The organism is Candidatus Poriferisocius sp. (assembly GCF_965219815.1).
GTDB lineage: Bacteria > Actinomycetota > Acidimicrobiia > Acidimicrobiales > Bin134 > Poriferisocius.
Map to the genome: position 1 here is coordinate 1,881,351 of NZ_OZ244791.1, position 19,336 is coordinate 1,900,686.

Here is a 19,336-nt window from a genome sequence, read left to right on the forward strand (position 1 = left end):
CAGACCACTAATCGTCGGAACGGGCGGCGTGGCGGACCCCTCCGCGCCATCTCCGCCCGTTCCGACGGGTTTCCCTCAACCAGAAAAGGCAAGACGAATGGATCACGAGTCCCCTCACCGCGACCAAGAGCGCGGGCCTGCGGCGTTCCAAACGAATGACGCTCTGCTCGACGCATTGCGAATTCCCCAGCAGGGCCGAGTCTTCTCGCTGGCGCTGCCGCGATTTCATGGCATGCCGCTCTTTGCTTCGCACCCACCGTTCGAGGTGTCGATGTACCGGACACCGCTGGGGCTGCGCGGCGACGGAGAGGAGCCGTGGGGACCGGTGAATGAGGTCAATCTCGGCTACATGGCGGAGGTAACAAGCGGGACTTCACACTCTGGCGCTCACGTTGATGCTCTTGCCCATATGACCATCGGACCCGACGACCACTGGTACGCAGGTGTATCCGCTCACGAACACTTAGGCGACCGCGGCCCCAAAGTGGGCGATGCGAGCAAGCTGCCCCACTTCGTGACGCGGGGTGTTCTCTTGGACGTGCCGGGCTATCGCGGCGTTGACGCCCTGGGGGCGGGAGAACCGATCTACGCCGATGAGCTTCAAGCCGTCACCCAGCACCAGGAGACTGAGGTGCGCCCCGGCGACGTCGTAATGATCCGAACCGGCTACCTTTCGAAATGGCCTGACCCGGAGGCCCTGGCTCGCCATCGGACCGCGGGCCCCGACATCTCCGCTGCCAAATGGCTACTCGACGCAGGCGTCGTGGCGACCGGCACCGACACGGAGACCTACGAAGTTCAACCAGCCCCGGACCTTGGCTCGCCGGCCAATCCGCAACCGGTCCACACCCTTTTGCTCATCGAGGAGGGTATCTACCTCTTCGAGTCGATCTACCTTGAGGAGATCGCACGCGAGGGTGTCCACGAATTCCTGTTCATTGCCCTCCCAACGAAGATCGAGGGCGGGACCGGGTCAATGCTGGATCCGGTCGCGATCATTTGAAGAGGAGAACGCATGAAGGCGCTCGTCCTAAACGCACCCAACGACTTCGGGGTCACCGAAGTGCCCGATCCGCAACCCGGCCCGCTCGAAGTGCTGTGTCGAGTCGAACGGATCGGGATCTGCGGCACCGACGTCCATATGGTGCAAGGTCACTACGACCACTGGCCCGCCTACTACCCGTTCATACCCGGCCATGAATGGTCGGGCCAGGTCATCGAACTCGGCTCAGGGGCGGACGAGTTCGGATGGGCCGTGGGTGACCGGGTGGCTGGTTCGTCCCATGCCGGCTGCATGCACTGCCCGAAGTGCATTGAGGGTCGCTACAACCTCTGCCTGAACTACGGGCACTCGCAGGTGCACAGCCACTACGGCCACACGGTGCAGGGCGCCTATGCCGACTACGTCGTTCACTCGATCCGAAGCGTGTTCAAGTTGCCCGATGCCATGAGCTACGACCTGGGTGCGGTGACTGATCCAGCGTCCATCGGCTTGCACTGCGCCCATCGGGGCGGGGTCGAAACGGGACAAACCGTAGCGGTGGTGGGTGCGGGGCCAGTGGGAATTCTCGCCGCGGATGCGGCCAAAGCACTGGGCGCGAGCAAAGTCGTCGTCGCGGGACGTGGGGCGCGACTCAGCGTCGTGGAGAAGTTCGGATTTGAGGGATTCGACACTTCCTCGCCCGATGGTCTCAATCGCTTTCGCGAGCTCGCTCCCCACGGGGCTGACGTGGTTTTGGACGCGGCGGGTACCCCCGAGTCAATTGCGCTGGCCCTATCGATGCTCGGCCGAGGTGGGCGATGCTCCGCGGTCGGGATTCCCATTGAAGACGTTTCGATTTCACTGGCACCGCTAGTTCTCGACGAATTGGAGCTGGTGGGAAGCCGTGCCGTCGCCGGCGAGATGCAGGCGACGCTGGACTTCATCGCCGACGGGCGGATTCGGGCCGGAGAGATCATCACCCACCGATATCCGCTCGACGACTTCGGCAAAGCCCTCGAAGTGACCGATCAGCGGATCGACGGGGCGATGAAGGTCCTCATCGACAACAGCTTGGACTAAGCGCAAAGGAGAACCGCGTGAGCAACTCTGCCTTCGATCGCAACGCGCAGAACGTGGGCAACATAGTGATGCTCGAACACGTCAACGTCACTGTTCCAGACATCGAAATGGCCGCCCTCTTCTACGTTCACGCCCTCGGGTTTACTCGAGATCCTTACATCGACCTGGGGCCCGACTTGATGTGGATCAATCTCGGCGAGCAGCAGTTCCATCTTCCGGCTGGAGAACCCCAGGTGATACGAGGCACGGTCGAGGTCGTCGTCCCCAGCCTTACCACGACGCAGGCACGGCTTGAGGCCATGGCACCCCGGCTGGTTGACACCCTATTTGAGGTTCGACCCGCCAGCGCGAGCCTTGAGGTCGTGGGGCCTTGGGGCAATCGAATCCGCTGCTACGAGGCCACGATGAACCAACGGATGCAACTTGGTATGCGTGGAGTGGAGTTCTCGATTCCGCGTGGCTCGGCCACAGGGATCGCGCGCTTCTACGAACGGGTCATGGGGGCACTTGTTTCGATGGCGGACGATTCCTGCAAGGTGCGGATTGGTTTTCATCAGGCGCTCTGCTTCACGGAGACCGATGAACCCATTGCTGACTACGACGGACACCACATCGCCATTTACGTGTCCGACTTCTCGCCACCGTATGCCTGGTTGGTCGACCGGAACCGAATCATTGAGGACACCCGCGAGTGCGAGTATCGCTTCCAATGGATCGTCGACCCCGACTCGGGCGAACCCCTCTTTGAAATCGAACACGAGGTTCGCAGCCTCCAGCATCCCTTGTACAGACGGAACCTCGTCAATCGAAACCCAGACCAGAATCTAGCGACATACACGCCCGGCTTCGATGTCTTCCGTCCCCAGAATCCAGGATCACCGAGCGGTTAGCGGCGCCTTCGAGAGATCGCTCACCGCATCGACAATATTGATCCCGTTTGCCACCCTCCCTCGCCTATCGGAGTGTCTGGAAATTTGTAGGACAGCTACTATGTTCCTTATCGCGGACTGGATTTCCGAGGCGTTCGGCGAGATGCCGGGGCCGATGTGAGCGGCGCACTGTCGCTGGCGGTAGCCGACCGTATAGTCGATGCTGCGTTAGCCGCGGCGGCCGATAATGGCTTCCCGCCGATGACGGTCGTGGTGCTTGACACTGGCGGGCATCCACTGGTGGTCAAGCGTGACGAGCGGTCTGGCATCGGCCGGGTTGAGATCGCCATGGGCAAGGCCCACGGCTGCCTTGCTATGGGTTTCGGTGGCCGCGAGCTGGCCCGACGAGCCGACGCCGTTCCTAAGTTCTTCACCTCAATTGGCCAACTGCTGCCCCACGGGATCGTACCCGTCGCCGGCGGAGCGCTCATCCGCGACGACAAGGGAACGCTCCTCGGATCCATAGGCATCAGCGGGGGAACCTCTGACGACGACGACATTTGTGCCATCGCTGGGATCACCTCGGTGGGTCTCGTAGCCGACACGGGCGATGCGCAATGATCGGACGGCACGGCGGTGGTGCCGTCGTGTTCAAGAACGTGCAGATTTTCGACGGCACCGGGGCCGGGCGCTTCCCTGGTTCCGTATTGGTGCGGAGCAATCGCATCCAGCAGGTTGTCGCCGGATGCGGGGAGATCGACGCCCCCGAGGCCATGGTCGTCGACGGCCGTGGCGGCACCCTCATGCCCGGTATGGTCGAGGGGCACGCCCATCTCACATGGCCGTCGTCGATTGAGCAAATCATCAATGACATGGCACTCCCGATCGAGGAGCACATGCTCACCACCGCGGTGAATGCACGTATCACCCTCGACGCGGGCTTCACCAGCGCCTATTCAGCCGGGTCGCTTGGCGAGCGCATGGAGGTAGCTCTGCGCGACCACATCGACGACGGCCGACTGCCTGGGCCGCGACTGCGCGCCTCGGCAATGGAAAAGGGCCAAGAAGGGATCATGGGCGTGCCCGAGGGGCACGATCCAACCCACGACCGCAGCATTCCGGGTCTTCAACAGTACGTACGCGACATGGCTGACCTCGGCGTCGACACCATCAAACTGCTCATGTCCAGCGACGAGGGGTTCAGCCCTGGCGGCGCCAATGTGCTGATGTACTCCGAGGAAGAAGCCCAGGCGGTGGGCGTGGCTGCCCGCGAGGCGGGCATGTGGTTGGCGTGCCACGCCCAGGCTGCCGAAGCGGTAAAGCGGGCGGTGCGGGCCGGCTTTCGGTGCATCTACCACTGCACCCTCGCCGATGAGGAAGCGCTCGACATGCTCGAGGAGCATCGGGATGAGCTGTTCGTGGCGCCGGCGCCGGGACTGCTCTATTCCCGCATCCACGAGGCCGAGGAATTCGGCATCGACCGTGCCACCGCAGAGCGGATGGGTGCGGTCTCTGGTCTAGAGGCCATGGAGCGGATCTACCCCGAGATGAAGCGCCGCGGCATCCGCGTGGTCCCGGGGGGCGACTACGGATTCCCGTACAACCCCGTAGGACGCAACGCGCGCGATCTCCAGCTCTTCGTCGATCTCTTCGGCTACACGCCGGTTGAAGTGCTAGTGGCGGCAACGAAGACCGCCGGCGAGATGGTCGGTTTCGATGTCGGCACCATCGAGGAGCGCCGACTGGCCGATCTGCTGCTCATTGACGGGGACCCCACTGTCGATGTCTCAATCCTTCAGGACAGAGAGCGAATCGTCGCCGTGATGCAAGACGGGTCATTCCACCGGGCGCCCCCCTGGCAGTCGTTCGCGGGAAGCAGCCAAGACAACGGCCAGTAGCTCAGGAAGGCCCGCGGCCCAGTCGGTGGTTTTGCCCACCTAGTGTGGCAGTGTGCTTGTCCGTTTGGGCGCGCTGCTGGTGGGAGCCGCCGTTCTTGCCGCGGCGTGCGCGGGCGCAGACAATGCCGACCGGATCCCAGCCTCGACCCCCACGACCGCGGACGCCCCTGGCGGGGACAGCCCCCAACCCAGAGCGACCGCCGGCGCAGCAGCCGTCGCTTCCCCCACGCCAACCCCTTCGCCTACCGCCCCGGTGGTTCTGGATCCGCGTGAGACCGGGGGACTGAGGAACTTCCTGGGCTACCAATTCCCGCCCTCGCCCCAAGCGCCCACGGGTCCGCTGTCACCGGAAGCCACCGACCAACTCGACTTCATCTGGTCCAAATTGCGCACCGGCGGGCTCGAAGGTGCCGAGGTGGCCCGGCTTGGGGAGTCGGGCGATGCCCGGCTGGCCTGGATCTTGTCTGACCTCTTGAGGTTCGTTCGCCCCGGCGACATCTTCAACGGGGCGGTTTCGGCCTTTGAGGAGCTGACCGGCGCGTCGCTGGTCGACGATCCGGTGGCCATTAGGAGCCCCTGGCAATCGATGACCGATCACCTGATTGCCTGGGATCTGCCCGTCTTCGACGGTTACGCCGACTACAAGGGCCGGCTGTTCACCCTGATCGAGCCGGGCTGGCAGCCGTTCTTCGAAGACGCCGATGCCGACATCGACTGGCGTTTGGTGAGCTGGGGCGGTGTGCTGATTGACGACCGGGAATTCGGCGACCCGCGGCCGTGCCCGCAGGGCTGCATCCCGGCGCTCGACGACCCGGGCGTGACCGATGCCGAGGGAGGCTCCTGGTACCCCGACGACGGCATCGTGTTCGCATTGGTGATCGGCGGCGAGGCCCGGGCCTACTCCCGACACATCATGGAAATCCACGAGATGGTCAACGACTCGCTCGGGGGGCGCCGCATCGGCATGCCGTATTGCACCCTGTGCGGCTCGGCGCAGGCCTACTTCACCGACGAAGTGCCCGACGGGGTCGAGATGCCCGTCTTGCGGACGTCGGGTTTGCTGTCGCGGTCGAACAAGGTGATGTACGACCTGGTCACCAAGTCGGTATTCGATACCTTCACCGGGCGTGCATTGTCAGGTCCGCTGCACCGACAGGGGCTTGTGCTGCCCCAGGCCACGGTGATCACCACCACCTGGGGCGAATGGAAGGCTGCGCATCCCGATACCACGATTGTTGCCCAGGGCGGCGGGATCGGCCGGGTGTATCCCTTCAACCCACTGGGCGGGCGCGACGATCATGGGCCTATCTTCCCGGTGGGCGATGTGGACGAACGCCTCGGCGTTCAAGATCTAGTGTTCGGTGTGGTGCTGGACGACGGCACCCCGGTGGCGTTCCCGGTGGAGGCTGCGGCTGCCGCGCTGCGAGCCGGCGAGGTGGTGGAGTTGAGCGGCGTGGAGCTCCGCTTGGACGGGGGCGGGGTGCGCGCCATCGACTCCGACGGCCATGAGATCACCGGTCACCAGGCGTTCTGGTTTGCCTGGAGCCAATTCATGGCCGACACCCTCCTGTGGGAGCCGTAAGGGGTCAGGCTTTTTCGGAGGGCGGCGGCAATTGGCCAACCCACAGCTCGTCGCGGAGTTTGGTGCGGAGGACTTTGCCGGTGGGGTCGCGATCGACCGTAGGGCGGATGATGTAGCGGCGGGGGCGCTTGTAGCCCGCGAGGTGCTCATTGCAGGCGGCGTCGATGGCTGCGGTCACCTCGTCGGGCCCGAAGCCGTCGGACACGGCCAGATACACCACCACCTGTTCGCCCCGGTCGGGGTCGGGTCCGCCCACCGCACAGGCATCGGCCACCCCGTCGACCGCGAAGATCACGTCCTCGATCTCGGCGGGGTAGATGTTCACTCCGGCGGCCACGATCACCTCGGAGCTGCGGCCCGACAGGTACAGATAGCCGTCCTCATCCAGGTAGCCGATGTCGCCCACCGAGAAGAACCCGGCTTCGTTGTAGGCGTCGTCGGTCTTGTCATCGGCGTTGATATAGCGGAAATAACGCCCTTCGGGTCGGCGGAAGTACACCGTGCCGGGCTCGCCGGGGGCCAGCACCTCGCCGTTGTCGTCCACGATCTGGATGACGAGCTCACCGATGGGGGTGCCTACGGTGCCGGGCCGGGCCAGCCAATCGGTCGAGCTGCACATGGTCATCCCGCCTTCGGTGAAGCCGTAGTACTCGGTGAAGATCGGGCCCCACCACTCGATCATGCGCTGCTTAAGAGGCACAGGGCAGGGTTCGCCGCCGTGGAGGACAGTGGCCAGACGGGAGTGGTCCAGATCGGATTTTCGCTCGTCGGGCAGGGCTAGGAGCTGGCGGAACATGGTGGGAACCATGATGGAGGCGGTCACTCCGTCGTTGATCACGTCCACGGCTCGCTCCGCGTCCCACCGTCCCATGATCCGCATGGGCGCGCCGTTGGCCAGCGCCCCCAAGGCAAAGGCCAGGGGAGCGCCGTGAAAGAGCTGGGCCACCAAGAGGTGCTTGCCGTCTCGGGGCAGACCCAGCCCCTGGGCCCCCATTGACGAGAACTCCCACCACTGCTCAAAGGTGGACTCCGAGTCCAGAGTGCGCTCCACCCCTTTGGGCCGCCCTGTGGTGCCCGAGGTGTAGGGGATGCGATAGCCAGTGCCCCCCGCCGGGAGCGGCGTCGGATCTTGGGCATCCACCCAGGCGTCGAATTCGTCGCCAATCCACACCACCGGGCGGTGGCTGGCCGCGTCTCGGGCCGCGGGTGCGTCGGTCACCACGAGCGCTGAGCCAGCATCGTTGAGCACGTAGGCGATCTCGGTGGCTGTCCAGTTGGTCTTGATCGGCGTCATCTTCAGCCCGGCCCGAAAGCAGGCCAGCATGACCTCCACGAACTCGGTGCGGTTGGAGCACACCAGCCCGACATGATCCCCCGGCGAGGCCCCCGCGGCCAGGAGCCCCCGCCCGATGGCATGGGTGCGCCGGTCCAGCTCAGCCCAGGTCATCTGATGGGTGTCGTCCTCCAACGCCAGGTCATTCGGTTCCCGCCTGGCCAACTCCGCCAGCACCGAGGGTTCGCTCACTGCTGCGACACTACCGGTCGTATCAGGCTTCGCCGACAATTCCACGGCTCATTGCGAGGTACGTCATCGTACAGTCGGTACCGAAGGTACGAGCATGGCCTGATGAAGCCACTCGGTAGAATTTCTGGGGAACTATGTTGGCCATACTCCATCCCCTGACCTGGCGTTTTGAAAAATATCTCGTGTTGTACTGGTGTCATCGTAGAAATCGTCTATAATATCCTTGTGGGGGATATTCGGAAGAAGTTTGGCTCGGCCGCCAGTCATTAAGGAGAAGCACCATGAGCAATGACCTTGAATCGATCTCCAGCAGTGTCGGGGGGAAGGAAGACAACGAAAGCGCTGCCATCAGTAATAGAGGCGGGCCGCAGAGGAGGGGGGCCGGTTTTCCAAGGCTGTCACTCTCAGAGGCATCCAGAATTCTGAAAGAGGCTGGCAAGTACGGTTTTGAGCATACTGCATCGGCGTTTGCCGAGTACATGGGCCTAAGTACGACCAACAGTGGCAGCTTTCGTCAGCGACTCGCAGCATTTCGGGACTTCAAACTCATTGCTGGCCGAGGTGAGGTCCTCACAATGACTGGCGTGGCCAGGCAGATTGCTAAACCCCTTAGCGACGCAGGAGAACTAGAGGCACTGCAGGAAGCGTTCGCAAATTGTCAGATATTTGCTGACTTATATGAAAAATCCTCTAAGGGTGTGTCCCTGCAGCGTAGACATCTTGCAGCACGCGCAATTCACGAGTTCCGAGTTTCACCGGCCAACGGCGATGCGTTTGTGGATTCATTCGCCGAGAGTCTCGCGGCTGCAGGGTTGGGAGAAGAAGACGGTGAGGATGTTGTCATTCTCCGGGAAAAAGTTGGGCGTCCCGTGGACAACGCCAATGGGGAGACCCAATCCGAGAATGAGTCACTGACCGATACAGGCGGACTCATACAACAGCCTGCGTCCACTCCAGCTTTCCCTGAAGAACGCGATTCCAAGTCAAAAATTCTTCCAAAACCAGTCATCGATCACACTTGGGAGATCCAAGGCGGACAAGTTGTATTCCAAGTCTGCATGGAGGGAGCACCGGCTTCCGATGCATACAGCAACATCGGGACAGTGATAGCCAGCATCGAGGAACTAGTGAATGTGCTTGGCCCGGATCAGCCAATCGGGCAGGTCGATGAGCCGGAGAATGGGACTGATGGTCCGGAGGAGTGATGACGAGTAAGGAGGCCGAGGAAAACGCACCTTGGCGCGTCCACTTCTTTCGCCGGGAAAGGGGTGGCGATCTATCGGAAGCCGTTCCAGCAATGGGGTTCTTGAAGTCCGTTCCTAGCGGTGTGGCCGCGAAGATCCAGGCGGTCTTGGAGGCTGTTGCCGAAGCACCCCCACCATCGTTCTCTGGTGGAGGAATGTGGAAGGCGATGCGTGGCGATATGGCAGGTTTCTACGAGGTGTGTGTTCAAGGGTCGGATGCAAACTATCGGTTGCTTTGCCTTCTCGACCGCCACGCTGATGACCTGGGCGGATCATCGATTATCTGCGTCTATGGGTTTTCAAAGCCAAAGCGACAGAGTGCAAGCGGCAGAGATTACAGGCAGGCCAGAAAATACCGGGAAGAATTCGAACGAACCAGGAATGTGCTTAGCTGATTTTGGCGGCACCTAGCTCGGCACCAGTCCCGTGACCGGCTCCCAGTTCAAGCCCAACAGCACAGGCAAGGTCAACCACAGTGCCGAATGAGGGGTCGGGTGTTTCGAGCGAGTAGATCTGCCGGATGTCTTCGGGATTGATATTGGCCTGGCAGGCTAGCTCCTCGTAGCTCCAGCCCAGCTCATTTCGGCGCTGGTCAATGAGCCGAATGATGGAATCGAACTGGTCATCTCTGTGACGGGCCTGTTCGACTGTGCAGCGATACTCCGGGTCGTCCATGCGCTCTGCGAAATACCGTTCGGCACCGGTGCGTTCCCTGGACATATAGCCACTATAGCGACCCGTCAACCGCGGTAGACAGGCCATTCAACTTTAGAACCGTCAGGAGGGATTGCCGCCGAGGCCGATTTGGCGGGCGATGATGTTGCGCTGGATCTCGCTGGAGCCGGCGCCGATTGTGCCCAAGCGGGCATTGCGCCAGTGAAGCTGCATGTTGGAGTCGAGGGTGTAGCCGTAGCCGCCCATCACCTGCATCCCGGAGTAGCTGGCCCGCATCATGGCCTCGCTGATCCACAGCTTGGCCATCGACACTTCTAGGGAGCACGGCTCGCCCGCGGCGATGCGCCGGGCCAAGTCCCAGGTGAGGGTGCGGGCGATGTTCACGTCGACCGCGACGTCGGCCAGCATGTGCTGGATGGCCTGGAAGCGCCCGATGGCCTGGCCGAACTGCTCCCGGGTGTTGGCGTATTCGATGGCCTCATCCAAGATGGCCTCCATCGGCCCGAGGTTGATGGGCAGTGAGGAGAACCGCTCCCGCTCCAGGTTGGCCTGAAGATTGCGATGGCCCTGGCCCTCGGCGCCCAAGATGTTGGCGGCCGGCACCCGCACGTCGGTGTAGGCAACCATGTTGGTTCCGCTGGCCCGCTCGCCGATGGTCTCGATGGGAGTGATCTCGATGCCGGGGCTCGACAGGTCCACCACGAAGAACGTGATGCCGTCCTGTTTTTTCGGCTCATCGGAAGTGCGGGTGGCCAACAGCACGTAGTCGGCGTGGCGGGCGAAGGAGTTCCACATCTTGGTGCCGTTCACCACGTACTCGTCGCCGTCGCGCTCGGCCCGGCATTTGAGGTTGAAGGCGTCGGATCCGGCATCGGGCTCGCTGAGCGAGAAGCAGAACTTGTACTGGCCGGAGGCGATACCGGGGAGGAATCGCTCCCGCTGTTCCTCGGTGCCGTAGATCTGCAATCCCCCCGACGCGTGGATGGCAGACCGATAGACCATGATGGCGAACGACATCATGGCCCGGCTCAACTCGTGCAAAACGATGGCCACCTCCACGATTCCCCCGCCCTGGCCGCCGTGCTGCTCGGGGATGCCAACCCCCATGAACCCGGCATCAGCGAACCGCTGGTAGGTCTCCAGTGGGGGCTCGCCCTTGATGTCCCACTCCCGGGCGAACCCGTCGGGCATCTCTTTGGCCGCGAAGCCTCGCACCGATTCCCGCAGCAGCTCCTGTTCGGGGGTGAACTCCATGGGTGCCTCTTAGTGCCGAAGTCGCTCAGCGACCGCCGCTGAGCACGTCGACGGCGGTGACCCCTGAAGTATGCACGATGAGCGGGTTGATCTCGGCCTCGGTGTGATGGCGGGCGGCGATGCGCCCGAGTCGAACCAGCACCTCCGCGGCAGCATCCCGGTCGCTGCGGGTGCGGCCTCGGTAGCCGTCCAGCAGCGTTCCGGCCCGGGTGGCGTCCAACAGGGCGTGGGCCTCGGCGGCGCTCAGCGGAGCGGGGGCGATGGCCACGTCGTCGACGAGCTCGGCCAGCACTCCTCCGAGGCCGGCCACAACGCAGGGGCCGGCCTCCGGGTCCACCCTGGTGCCGACGATCAGCTCTATGCCGGGCTCGGCCATGGGCTGGGCCACCACCACGGCGTCGGACAGGTCCAGCTCCCGGCGGCGGGCGTCCAGCCGCGCCGCGGCTGCCGCTATGTCGCTGGGTACCACGTTGAGCTCAACCAGTCCGAGTTCGGTCTTGTGGTCGAGGCCATCGCCCAGCAGCTTGACTGCGGCCGGTTGGTCTTGGGCGTATTCGGCGGGGGCGCAAGCCGGGGATGCGATGTCGGCCAGCAAATCGTCCAAGGTTTCATCCGGCCAGGTCTGCGGCTCTTCGTCCCGCGGCAAGTGGCGCCGCTTTTCCCACTCGGCCAGACAGCGGAACAGCCGATCGGGGGAGTTGAACACCGGGATGCCGGCGTCGGCCAGCTTGGGATAGTCCACAGAGTGCCATCCCGGCGTGCTGTAGACCGCCACCGGGGTTCCCTGCTGGGTCTGGGCCACGAGAGAGTCCATTTGCTTGTCGATGATGGTGTCGGGGCCGATCAGCATCCCATGGACCAGCACGTCCAATCCGGGGTCGTCGCCCATGGCCTCGAGAGCGGCAGGCAGCAGACCGTGGTCAACCACCGACTGGCCGGTGAGGTCGAGGGGATTGCGAGGGTCGCCCAGTGCCATGCGCTCGGCCAGGGCCGAGTGGGCCGCCGGCCCCAACGGGGGAACGTCGAAACCATGCTGGCGGGCTGAATCGGCCAGGATTCCGGCCATGGCCCCCGATGACGACAGCACACCGATCCGTTGCCCCCAGCGACCTCGGGCCAGGGGAAGCGCGGCCAGCTCGGCCAAGTCGTGGGCCATGAGAATGCCGTGTTGGCGGCAGCGAGCTGCGAATGCGTCGTAGTCGCCCACCAGGGCCCCGATGTGGGTACGGGCCGCATCGGCGCCCTCGGGGGAGCGGCCGGCCTTCATCATATGCACGGGTTTGCCTGCGGCTCGGGCCTCGTCAGCTGCGGCGAAGAACCGTTCGGCGTCGTGCAGCCCCTCGGCATACACCACGATCTGCTCGGTGCGATCGTCGGTGGCCAAGAATCGGACGTAGTCGCCCACGGTGAGATCGATGCCGTTGCCCACGGCGAACCCCACGGTGAGGCCGAGGCCGTTGCCCAGCAGATGCTGGACCAGCGACGACACCAGGGCGCCGCTCTGGGATACCACGCCGAGATTTCCGGCGGGCAGCTCGTCGGCCATGGCATAGGGGGGAAACCCGGCGGGGATCCGGTCGATGCAGTTGATGACGCCGTTGGTGTTGGGTCCGCACACCGCCATGGGTGTATCGCTCAGGAATGCCTTCAACTCCAGGTCGAGCGGAGACCCGGCCCGGTCTCCTTCGCCGAACCCGCTGCTGAACAAGATGGCGGCCTGGCTGCCGAGCGCCTCGGCCTGGCGGAGAACGTCGATGGCGGCGGCCGCGGGCACCAGCACCAGCACCAGATCGGGGGTTGCCGGGAGGGATCCTAAATCGGGATAACAGGGCCGCCCTTCCAGCGTGTCGTAGCGGGGGTTGACCAGATAAAGATCGGCGGGCACATCGTGCTTGAGCAGGTTGCCCAGAGCCCACGAGGCCAGCTTGTTGCTCTCCAGCGGTGTTGCCCCCACCAGCGCGATGGACTGGGGCCGTACCAGCGGGGTGAGGTCTTTGGCCGGTGCGCTCATTCAGCCGGAAATGGTCAGGCCTGCCTGGCCGGTGCGAACCACCATGAACTCCATGCCCTCATGTCCCGCAGTGAAGCCGTACTCCACGTTGGCGGCCAGCAGCAGCGTGTCGGGCGGCTCCACCACCACACCGCTGTCAAGGGTGGCGCTGCCAGCCAAGACCACCATTATCTCATCTCGGTCGTGACTGTGGGGAGGGATCACATAGCCGGGGGCCAGCCGTATAGCGTGCGCGAAGAACGACCCCCGGTGCAGCCATGCCTTCTGCAAATCGGTGTCATCGGGGTCGGGGTTCTCACCGGGCTGGAACCACTCCAGGTCGCGATATCGGGTGAGGGCCATGGAGAATTCGTAGCACGGCCAGCCCGGTTCTGGCTCTTGGGCGGGCGAATAACATGGCCTCGATGCATGTTGTGGTAGCCGGTGCCGGAGGAATTGGCGGTGCTATAGCCGGCGAGGTGGCCCTCGGGGGTGGAGAAGTCAGCGTGATCGACGCTTGGGCCGAACACGTGGAGGCCATTCGTACCGACGGCCTGCGCCTGGTGGGCCCAGATTCGACTGGGGAGCGAACAGTCCGGCTGCCCGCGTGGCATATCGAAGAGTGGCCGCGGCTGGCCCCCATCGATGTTTTGGTAATCGCGGCCAAGGCGTTTGACAACCGGTGGCTCGTCCCGCGGTTGGCTCCTCGACTGGCCGACGGCGCCACCGTGGTCTCGGCCCAGAACGGGGTCAACGAACCCCTGCTGGCCGAGCTGCTGGGTCCAGAGCGGGTGATTGGTGCCGTCGTGCTGTTTCCCGCCGCGGTTGTCAAGCCGGGTCAGGTGAGGCTCGACTGGCATCCCATGCTTCAGATTGGCGAGCTCAATGGATCCCGCACCGACCGGCTGGAGCGGGTGTCGTCGGCGCTGGGGGAGGGGATCGACACCCCGGTGAGCGGCAACATCTGGGGGGCCATCTGGTCGAAGCTGGTGATGAACTGCATGAGCAACCCAGTCAACGCGGTGCTTGGGGGCCGGGCCCGAGATTGCCGGGAGCAACCCGGTCCTCGCCGGGTGAGCTTGGCCTGTGGTTCGGAGGCCGTGGCGATTGGCCAGGCCCGAGGCCTCGCCATCGATCCGGTGAGCGGTATAGAAGCCCAGCGCATCCTGACTGGGGGCGAGGGCGGACCAGGGGCCGCCGAGCTGGCCGCCGACTGGGCGGCCACCGCCGCCGAACTGGGTGAGGTCAAGGGTTCGATGCCCACCGACATCGAACAAGGCCGCAAAACCGAGATCGACTCGTTCAGCGGGTTTGTCAGCCAGGAGGGAGTGCGATTGGGCATCCCCACTCCGGCCAATGATGCGGTGCTCAAGGTGGTGCAAGAGATCGAGTCCGGCCGGAGAGCACCCGGTCTTCAGAATCTGGATGAGCTGTTGAGGGTGCTGGGCTAGCGGCCCTGCCAGCGGGGAGGGCGCTTCTCGGCGAAGGCCCGAGGGCCCTCTTGGGCATCGTCGCTGGCGTAGACCGGCTGGTAGATCTCGTCGGCCACGGCCGCGGCCTCAGCGGGTGACAGGCCGGCGGTGGCTCGGATCATGGCTTTGCCGGCGCGGACGGTGAGCGGCGCGTTGGCGGCGATTGTTGCCGCGAGTTCGGCCGTTACCGACATCAGCTGATCTGCGGGCACCACCCGGTTGACCAGACCGAGCTCGTAGGCCCGCTGGGCGCTGATCGGCTCGGCGGTACACAGCAGTTCGATGGCCGCCCGAGGGGGAATGAGCCAGCCCAGCTGGGCGGCCCACGGCGAGCCCCGGCCCACCTTGGCCTCAAAGATGCCGAAGCGGGCATGGTCGGCGGCCACGCACAAGTCGCACTGCATGACCAGGTTGAAGCCGAAGGCATAGGCCACGCCGTTCACTGCGGCGATGACCGGCTTGGTGACTCCGCCGTCGGCCAAGCGCCCCCCGACGAATTGGGAGGGCAGCCCCCGCTCGGCTCGGGCAGCCATCTCCTTCAGGTCGGCCCCGGCCGAGAAGGCGGCTTCGCCGGTGCCGGTGAGCACGGCCGCCGCGACGTCGTCGTCGGATTCGACCCGGTCCCACGCTTCGGCCAAGCCCTCCGAAACCGCCTGGTTGACAGCGTTGCGGGCTTCGGGGCGATTGATGGTCACCCACGCCACCCCATCTCTGACCTCGAACAGGACCGCGTCAGCGGCCGGTTGGTCAACCATCGCGCACCCCCAGGGCCAGGTAGTGGTCGTCGGCGTCGTCCAAGTGCTCCAGGGTCCAGCCCCCCTCCGCCAGCAGCGGTCCGATGCGGTGGGGGTCGATGTTCATGTCGTGGGCGTGGGCGCCACGATGCTTGTGGCGGGCGGCCAGAGCGAGGCGGCCGATGGGGTGGAACACGCCCAGCCGAGCGCCGGGCTGAGCCACCCGGGCCATCTCTCGCAGCGTGCCCACGGGATCGGGCAGGTGGGGAAGCAGCCCCGCAGCCAGGATCCCGGCCACGCAGTTCTCCCGAACCGGGAGTGCGCCGACGTCGCCCACTACGCAAACTGAAATGGCCTGGCGTCCCAGCCGGGCGGCTTCGCAGAGCATGGCGGGGGTGGCGTCGATGCCCAGCACCGCGCCCTGGGGTCCAACCGCTGCCCGCATTGGGGCGAGCGCCCGTCCCGATCCACAGCCGGCGTCAATAGCCACATCGCCGGGGGACAGCTTGAGCTGGTTCACCGCCCAATTGAACAAGACGTCGTCATCGGGATGGCGGTCCTCCCAGCCGGCGGCTCGAGAGGTGAAGAACTCCCGGGTTTGCACCAAGTCTCGTGACAGACCCATCAGCCCCTCAATTCTGGTGGTTTCCCAGAGGGAGATTCCATGGGATCAGACGGTACCGGGCAGTTGGCGGGCCGATGCGATGAGGGCGGACAGCTCCGCGGCGGTGGCGGGGCCGGCCAGCGAGGCGCACACCGCCCCAGAGCGATCGGCCAACACCACCAGAGGAACGGCGTCGACCGCATAGCGGCGGTGCAGGTCGCCATGGCGGCGGTACTCCACTTCTTGCACCGCAAGTGAGTCGTTGGCCAAGCCCTCGGCCTCCTTCACCACCACGGCGCAGGTCGAGCAAGTCTTGGAAGTGAACACCGCCAACAGCCACTCGGCATTGGGCTGGGCGAAATCCCAGCGCTCCAGTCGGGTGGGCACCGAGTATGTCGGTGCAGTGGGGTTCGAAGGGCGGAAGCGACGATAGAGCCAGGCCACTGCCAGTGCCCCGACTATTACCCCCAGCGCGATCAGGGTGCGGGCCACGTCTCCGGGGTGTCGGGCTCCTCCAGGTTGGTCGAGGAGGCAACAGTGGTTGTGGCCGTGCCCCGCGTCCCGCCCGAGCTGCGAGACCCCAGAGCAGCTCCGATGATGTCTCGGGGATCTCCGATGGGGCCCTCGTCGCCCAGCTCCACCAGCCTGCCGACTTCCTCGCCGGAGATGGTCTCGTGCTCCAGCAGTGCCCGAGCCACCAGATCGAGGCCGTTGCGGTGTTTGGTCAAAACTTCCCGGCATCGGTTCTCCTGGGCCCGCAAAATCTCAGCCACTTCCTCGTCGATGACCCGGGCCGTCTCGTCGCTGTACTCCCGATTGGTCATCATCTCGTCGCCCAAAAACACCTGTCCCGCGCTCCGCCAGGCCATCGGCCCGATGCGGTCGCTCATGCCCCACTCCCGCACCATGCGGCGGGCGAACTCGGTGGCGCCGGCCAGGTCGTCGGCCGCGCCGCTGGAAGACACGCCGAACACCAGCTCCTCGGCGATGCGCCCGCCCATGCGCATGACCAGCATGTCGTCCAAGTAGTCGCGTCGCAGGGTGTGCCGGTCTTCCTCGGGAAGGGTCATGGTCACCCCCAGGGCCATGCCCCGGGGAATGATGGTCACCTTGTGCAGCGGGTCGGCCTTGGGCAGCACGGCGGCGCACACCGCATGGCCGGCCTCGTGATAGGCGGTGATCTGCCGCTCCTCCTCGGACATGACCATGGACTCGCGCCGCTGGCCCATCAGCACCCGGTCGCGGGCGTTCTCGAAATGGATCATGCGGATCTGATCGGATTCGCTGCGCACCGCGAACAGCGCAGCCTCGTTCACCAGATTGGCGAGGTCGGCCCCGCTCATGCCCGGTGATCCCCGGGCGATCAGCGGGAGGTCTACATCGGCGGCGATCTTCTTCGACCGAACGTGGACGTTGAGGATCTGGAGCCGGTCGTCGGCTTCGGGCAGGGGGACCACCACTTGGCGGTCGAAGCGTCCGGGCCGCAGCAGCGCCGGGTCCAAGATGTCGGGACGGTTGGTGGCCGCCATCATCACGATGCCCTCGGTGGCCTCAAAGCCGTCCATCTCGGCCAGCATCTGGTTGAGGGTCTGCTCCCGCTCGTCGTGGCCTCCGCCCAGGCCAGCGCCCCGCTTGCGGCCGATGGAGTCGATCTCGTCGACGAAGATGATGGCACGGCCCATCTTCCGGGCAGATTGGAACAGGTCCCGCACCCGGCTGGCGCCCACCCCGACGAACATCTCCATGAAGTCCGACCCGGTGACCGACAGGAACGGCACCCCGGCCTCGCCGGCCACCGCCCGGGCGATGAGCGTCTTGCCGGTGCCCGGCGGCCCCACCAGCAGCACTCCCTTGGGGATGCGGGCACCGATCTGGGCGAACTTGTCGGGATGTTTGAGGAAGTCGACCACCTCGACGATTTCCTTCTTCACCCCTTCGTAACCGGCCACGTCATCGAAGGACGTTTCGGGTCGTTCGGTGGTGTAGGTCTTGGCCTTGGACCGGCCGATTGACATGATCCCGCTCATCTGCCCCTGAGCCCGGCGCTGGAACCACCAGAAGATCAAGAAGATCAGCGCCACCGGGATCAGCAGGGGCAGGATGCTGGCCCAGATGCTGCTGCGGGGGGTGTGGAACTCGAACGTGTCGATGTTCTTCAGCAGGACTTCCTCATTGGCGTCTCCCAGCGGGACGCTGCCGGTGGTGTGGAACTTGGAGACGGCCACCGTCTCCCCTTCGATCTCCACCGTCGCGCCCTCTTCCATCGTGCCCTTGATCTCGCCGGTGTTGTTGTTGTACTCCGCTTCCGCAACCTTGTCGTTCTCGGCCGCGTCCAAGAGCACGTCGAAGGAGATCTGCCTGCCGTTGTCGTCGCCGCGCCATACATTGGAGAACAGCAGGGCGGCCAACAGGCCCAGCACGATGAACCACACCCAGCGCGGCATCCGGCTTGGTGTGGGCTGCTGCTGACCCGGGCCGCGCTCGGGGTCTCGCCGCTCAGGCGACGGGGGAGGCGGCGGCGGGGGAGAGGCCATTGCGCAATTCTACGAGGGCTCGGTGACAAAGTCACCATTACGCTGCGGGCCGGTGGAGGCCGCGAAGCTGAGCAAAGAGCGAGAGATCCGGTGGGGTCTGCCCGATGTCTTCATCGGGGTGGTGTTCTCCTGGGTGGCCGCGGTGGTGGTTTTCTTGGGTGTTCTGGCCGCGGTTGGGTTGGATACCGGGGGGACCACTGGCACCGGGTCATACGTGGGGCGCTACGGGTTGAGCGACGCCATAAGCCAGGAGCGCAACGACCCAGCGCTGCCGCTTTGGACCCTGCCGGTGGGCCAGATCGGGCTGTGGGGCGGGTTCGCATTGGCCACCTTGGTGGCCGGCACACTGCGAGGTACGGGACTACGGCGCGATTTCGGCCTGTCGATGAAGGCGTCGGATGTGCCTGTGGGGCTGTTGGTGGGGGTGTTCGCCCAGATCGCGGTGGTTTGGCTTATCTATGCGCCGTTCCAGCAGTTCTTCGACTTTGACGTGAGCGAGGCCGCCCGCGAGATCACCGACCGCGCCGCCACCGGCAGCGACATCGCTCTGGTGATGCTGGGGGTGGTGGTGGGGGCGCCCATCTTCGAAGAGCTCTTCTTCCGCGGTCTGGTGCTGCGGGCGTTCGAGCGCAAATGGGGGGCAGTGATAGGCGTGCTGGCCTCTTCGGCCCTGTTCGGAGCGGTTCACTTCCAACTCCTCCAGTTCCCCGCGCTCATGGCCTTCGGAATCATCGCCGCCCTGCTGGTGAAACGCTACAAGCGACTGGGGCCGGCCATCTGGGCCCACGTCGGCTTCAATCTGATAGCGGTGATCAACCTGATCTGGCTGGCTTGAGCCCGATTTCGCCTAACTTGAAGCCGTGAGCACTGGGTTGGCAGCAAGATTTTGAGGG

19 protein-coding genes are annotated in these 19,336 nt (G+C 64.7%); 10 read left to right on the forward strand and 9 right to left on the reverse strand.

Features of this window, described 5'->3' with window-relative positions:
• The first annotated feature begins 97 nt into the window (after window positions 1-97).
• The 6 genes from ACOQPI_RS08980 (at window position 98) to ACOQPI_RS09005 (ending at window position 6,411) form a co-directional block, all read left to right on the forward strand.
• Window positions 98-1,003: a cyclase family protein gene (locus ACOQPI_RS08980; protein WP_420619312.1), complete on the forward strand. Its 906-nt coding sequence runs from the start codon at window positions 98-100 to the stop codon at window positions 1,001-1,003.
• Between the two features lie 12 nt (window positions 1,004-1,015).
• Window positions 1,016-2,062 carry a zinc-dependent alcohol dehydrogenase gene (locus tag ACOQPI_RS08985; protein WP_420619313.1) on the forward strand — a complete coding sequence of 349 codons (1,047 nt, stop codon included), beginning with the start codon at window positions 1,016-1,018 and terminating at the stop codon, window positions 2,060-2,062.
• A gap of 17 nt (window positions 2,063-2,079) precedes the next feature.
• Entirely contained in the window at window positions 2,080-2,952 is an 873-nt protein-coding gene (locus tag ACOQPI_RS08990) for a hypothetical protein (protein ID WP_420619314.1), read from the forward strand.
• Window positions 2,953-3,108: 156 nt separating this feature from the next.
• Window positions 3,109-3,552, forward strand: coding sequence for a GlcG/HbpS family heme-binding protein (locus ACOQPI_RS08995; protein ID WP_420619315.1), 444 nt, complete (start codon window positions 3,109-3,111; stop codon window positions 3,550-3,552).
• A complete protein-coding gene (locus ACOQPI_RS09000; RefSeq protein WP_420619316.1) occupies window positions 3,549-4,829 on the forward strand; it encodes an amidohydrolase family protein in 1,281 nt (426 codons plus the stop codon). The genes ACOQPI_RS08995 and ACOQPI_RS09000 overlap by 4 nt, the downstream gene beginning before the upstream one ends.
• A gap of 52 nt (window positions 4,830-4,881) precedes the next feature.
• The gene (locus ACOQPI_RS09005; protein WP_420619317.1) at window positions 4,882-6,411 is read left to right on the forward strand and encodes a DUF3179 domain-containing (seleno)protein; all 1,530 of its coding nucleotides are present in this window, start codon (window positions 4,882-4,884) and stop codon (window positions 6,409-6,411) included.
• A gap of 4 nt (window positions 6,412-6,415) precedes the next feature.
• On the opposite strand, the gene ACOQPI_RS09010 is transcribed toward ACOQPI_RS09005, so the two are convergent.
• Entirely contained in the window at window positions 6,416-7,936 is a 1,521-nt protein-coding gene (locus tag ACOQPI_RS09010) for an AMP-binding protein (protein WP_420619318.1), read from the reverse strand.
• Between the two features lie 281 nt (window positions 7,937-8,217).
• Here ACOQPI_RS09010 and ACOQPI_RS09015 point away from each other — a divergent pair, with 281 nt between their 5' ends.
• Complete coding sequence (locus tag ACOQPI_RS09015) at window positions 8,218-9,141, forward strand: hypothetical protein (RefSeq protein WP_420619319.1); 924 nt, start codon at window positions 8,218-8,220, stop codon at window positions 9,139-9,141.
• Window positions 9,141-9,575 carry a hypothetical protein gene (locus tag ACOQPI_RS09020; RefSeq protein WP_420619320.1) on the forward strand — a complete coding sequence of 145 codons (435 nt, stop codon included), beginning with the start codon at window positions 9,141-9,143 and terminating at the stop codon, window positions 9,573-9,575. Before ACOQPI_RS09015 ends, ACOQPI_RS09020 begins: the two co-directional genes overlap by 1 nt.
• Here the strand turns inward: ACOQPI_RS09020 and ACOQPI_RS09025 are convergent.
• Genes ACOQPI_RS09025 through ACOQPI_RS09040 form a run of 4 tightly spaced genes read right to left on the reverse strand, consistent with a single transcriptional unit; the run spans window position 9,568 to window position 13,462 of the window.
• Window positions 9,568-9,900, reverse strand: coding sequence for a helix-turn-helix domain-containing protein (locus tag ACOQPI_RS09025; RefSeq protein WP_420619321.1), 333 nt, complete (start codon window positions 9,898-9,900; stop codon window positions 9,568-9,570). The genes ACOQPI_RS09020 and ACOQPI_RS09025 overlap by 8 nt on opposite strands.
• Window positions 9,901-9,957: 57 nt before the next feature.
• Window positions 9,958-11,109, reverse strand: coding sequence for an acyl-CoA dehydrogenase family protein (locus ACOQPI_RS09030; RefSeq protein WP_420619322.1), 1,152 nt, complete (start codon window positions 11,107-11,109; stop codon window positions 9,958-9,960).
• A gap of 25 nt (window positions 11,110-11,134) precedes the next feature.
• Window positions 11,135-13,120: an acetate--CoA ligase family protein gene (locus tag ACOQPI_RS09035; protein WP_420619323.1), complete on the reverse strand. Its 1,986-nt coding sequence runs from the start codon at window positions 13,118-13,120 to the stop codon at window positions 11,135-11,137.
• Entirely contained in the window at window positions 13,121-13,462 is a 342-nt protein-coding gene (locus ACOQPI_RS09040) for a cupin domain-containing protein (protein WP_420619324.1), read from the reverse strand.
• Between the two features lie 62 nt (window positions 13,463-13,524).
• On the opposite strand from ACOQPI_RS09040, the gene ACOQPI_RS09045 reads away from it, so the two are divergent.
• Window positions 13,525-14,550: a ketopantoate reductase family protein gene (locus ACOQPI_RS09045; protein ID WP_420619325.1), complete on the forward strand. Its 1,026-nt coding sequence runs from the start codon at window positions 13,525-13,527 to the stop codon at window positions 14,548-14,550.
• Here ACOQPI_RS09045 and ACOQPI_RS09050 read toward each other — a convergent pair.
• The 4 genes from ACOQPI_RS09050 to ftsH are packed head-to-tail and all read right to left on the reverse strand — an operon-like array spanning window position 14,547 to window position 18,443.
• Entirely contained in the window at window positions 14,547-15,326 is a 780-nt protein-coding gene (locus ACOQPI_RS09050) for an enoyl-CoA hydratase/isomerase family protein (RefSeq protein WP_420619326.1), read from the reverse strand. The genes ACOQPI_RS09045 and ACOQPI_RS09050 overlap by 4 nt on opposite strands.
• Entirely contained in the window at window positions 15,319-15,930 is a 612-nt protein-coding gene (locus tag ACOQPI_RS09055; RefSeq protein ID WP_420619327.1) for a class I SAM-dependent methyltransferase, read from the reverse strand. The genes ACOQPI_RS09050 and ACOQPI_RS09055 overlap by 8 nt, the downstream gene beginning before the upstream one ends.
• A gap of 45 nt (window positions 15,931-15,975) precedes the next feature.
• Complete coding sequence (locus ACOQPI_RS09060; RefSeq protein WP_420619328.1) at window positions 15,976-16,401, reverse strand: hypothetical protein; 426 nt, start codon at window positions 16,399-16,401, stop codon at window positions 15,976-15,978.
• The gene (gene ftsH, locus ACOQPI_RS09065) at window positions 16,386-18,443 is read right to left on the reverse strand and encodes an ATP-dependent zinc metalloprotease FtsH (RefSeq protein WP_420619329.1); all 2,058 of its coding nucleotides are present in this window, start codon (window positions 18,441-18,443) and stop codon (window positions 16,386-16,388) included. The genes ACOQPI_RS09060 and ftsH overlap by 16 nt, the downstream gene beginning before the upstream one ends.
• Before the next feature lie 22 nt (window positions 18,444-18,465).
• Between ftsH and ACOQPI_RS09070 the strand changes: the two genes are divergently transcribed.
• Window positions 18,466-19,278, forward strand: coding sequence for a CPBP family intramembrane glutamic endopeptidase (locus ACOQPI_RS09070; protein WP_420619330.1), 813 nt, complete (start codon window positions 18,466-18,468; stop codon window positions 19,276-19,278).
• The last annotated feature ends 58 nt before the right edge of the window (window positions 19,279-19,336 follow it).

What these genes read in the sequence shown, in the direction of transcription:
- ACOQPI_RS08980 (WP_420619312.1), top strand. Translation starts at nt 98, where the DNA reads ATGGATCACGAGTCCCCTCACCGCGACCAAGAGCGCGGGCCTGCGGCG.
- ACOQPI_RS08985 (WP_420619313.1), top strand. Translation starts at nt 1,016, where the DNA reads ATGAAGGCGCTCGTCCTAAACGCACCCAACGACTTCGGGGTCACCGAA.
- ACOQPI_RS09000 (WP_420619316.1), top strand. Translation starts at nt 3,549, where the DNA reads ATGATCGGACGGCACGGCGGTGGTGCCGTCGTGTTCAAGAACGTGCAG.
- ACOQPI_RS09015 (WP_420619319.1), top strand. Translation starts at nt 8,218, where the DNA reads ATGAGCAATGACCTTGAATCGATCTCCAGCAGTGTCGGGGGGAAGGAA.
- ACOQPI_RS09020 (WP_420619320.1), top strand. Translation starts at nt 9,141, where the DNA reads ATGACGAGTAAGGAGGCCGAGGAAAACGCACCTTGGCGCGTCCACTTC.
- ACOQPI_RS09025 (WP_420619321.1), bottom strand. Translation starts at nt 9,900, where the DNA reads ATGTCCAGGGAACGCACCGGTGCCGAACGGTATTTCGCAGAGCGCATG.
- ACOQPI_RS09030 (WP_420619322.1), bottom strand. Translation starts at nt 11,109, where the DNA reads ATGGAGTTCACCCCCGAACAGGAGCTGCTGCGGGAATCGGTGCGAGGC.
- ACOQPI_RS09035 (WP_420619323.1), bottom strand. Translation starts at nt 13,120, where the DNA reads ATGAGCGCACCGGCCAAAGACCTCACCCCGCTGGTACGGCCCCAGTCC.
- ACOQPI_RS09040 (WP_420619324.1), bottom strand. Translation starts at nt 13,462, where the DNA reads ATGGCCCTCACCCGATATCGCGACCTGGAGTGGTTCCAGCCCGGTGAG.
- ACOQPI_RS09045 (WP_420619325.1), top strand. Translation starts at nt 13,525, where the DNA reads ATGCATGTTGTGGTAGCCGGTGCCGGAGGAATTGGCGGTGCTATAGCC.
- ACOQPI_RS09050 (WP_420619326.1), bottom strand. Translation starts at nt 15,326, where the DNA reads ATGGTTGACCAACCGGCCGCTGACGCGGTCCTGTTCGAGGTCAGAGAT.
- ACOQPI_RS09055 (WP_420619327.1), bottom strand. Translation starts at nt 15,930, where the DNA reads ATGGGTCTGTCACGAGACTTGGTGCAAACCCGGGAGTTCTTCACCTCT.
- ftsH (WP_420619329.1), bottom strand. Translation starts at nt 18,443, where the DNA reads ATGGCCTCTCCCCCGCCGCCGCCTCCCCCGTCGCCTGAGCGGCGAGAC.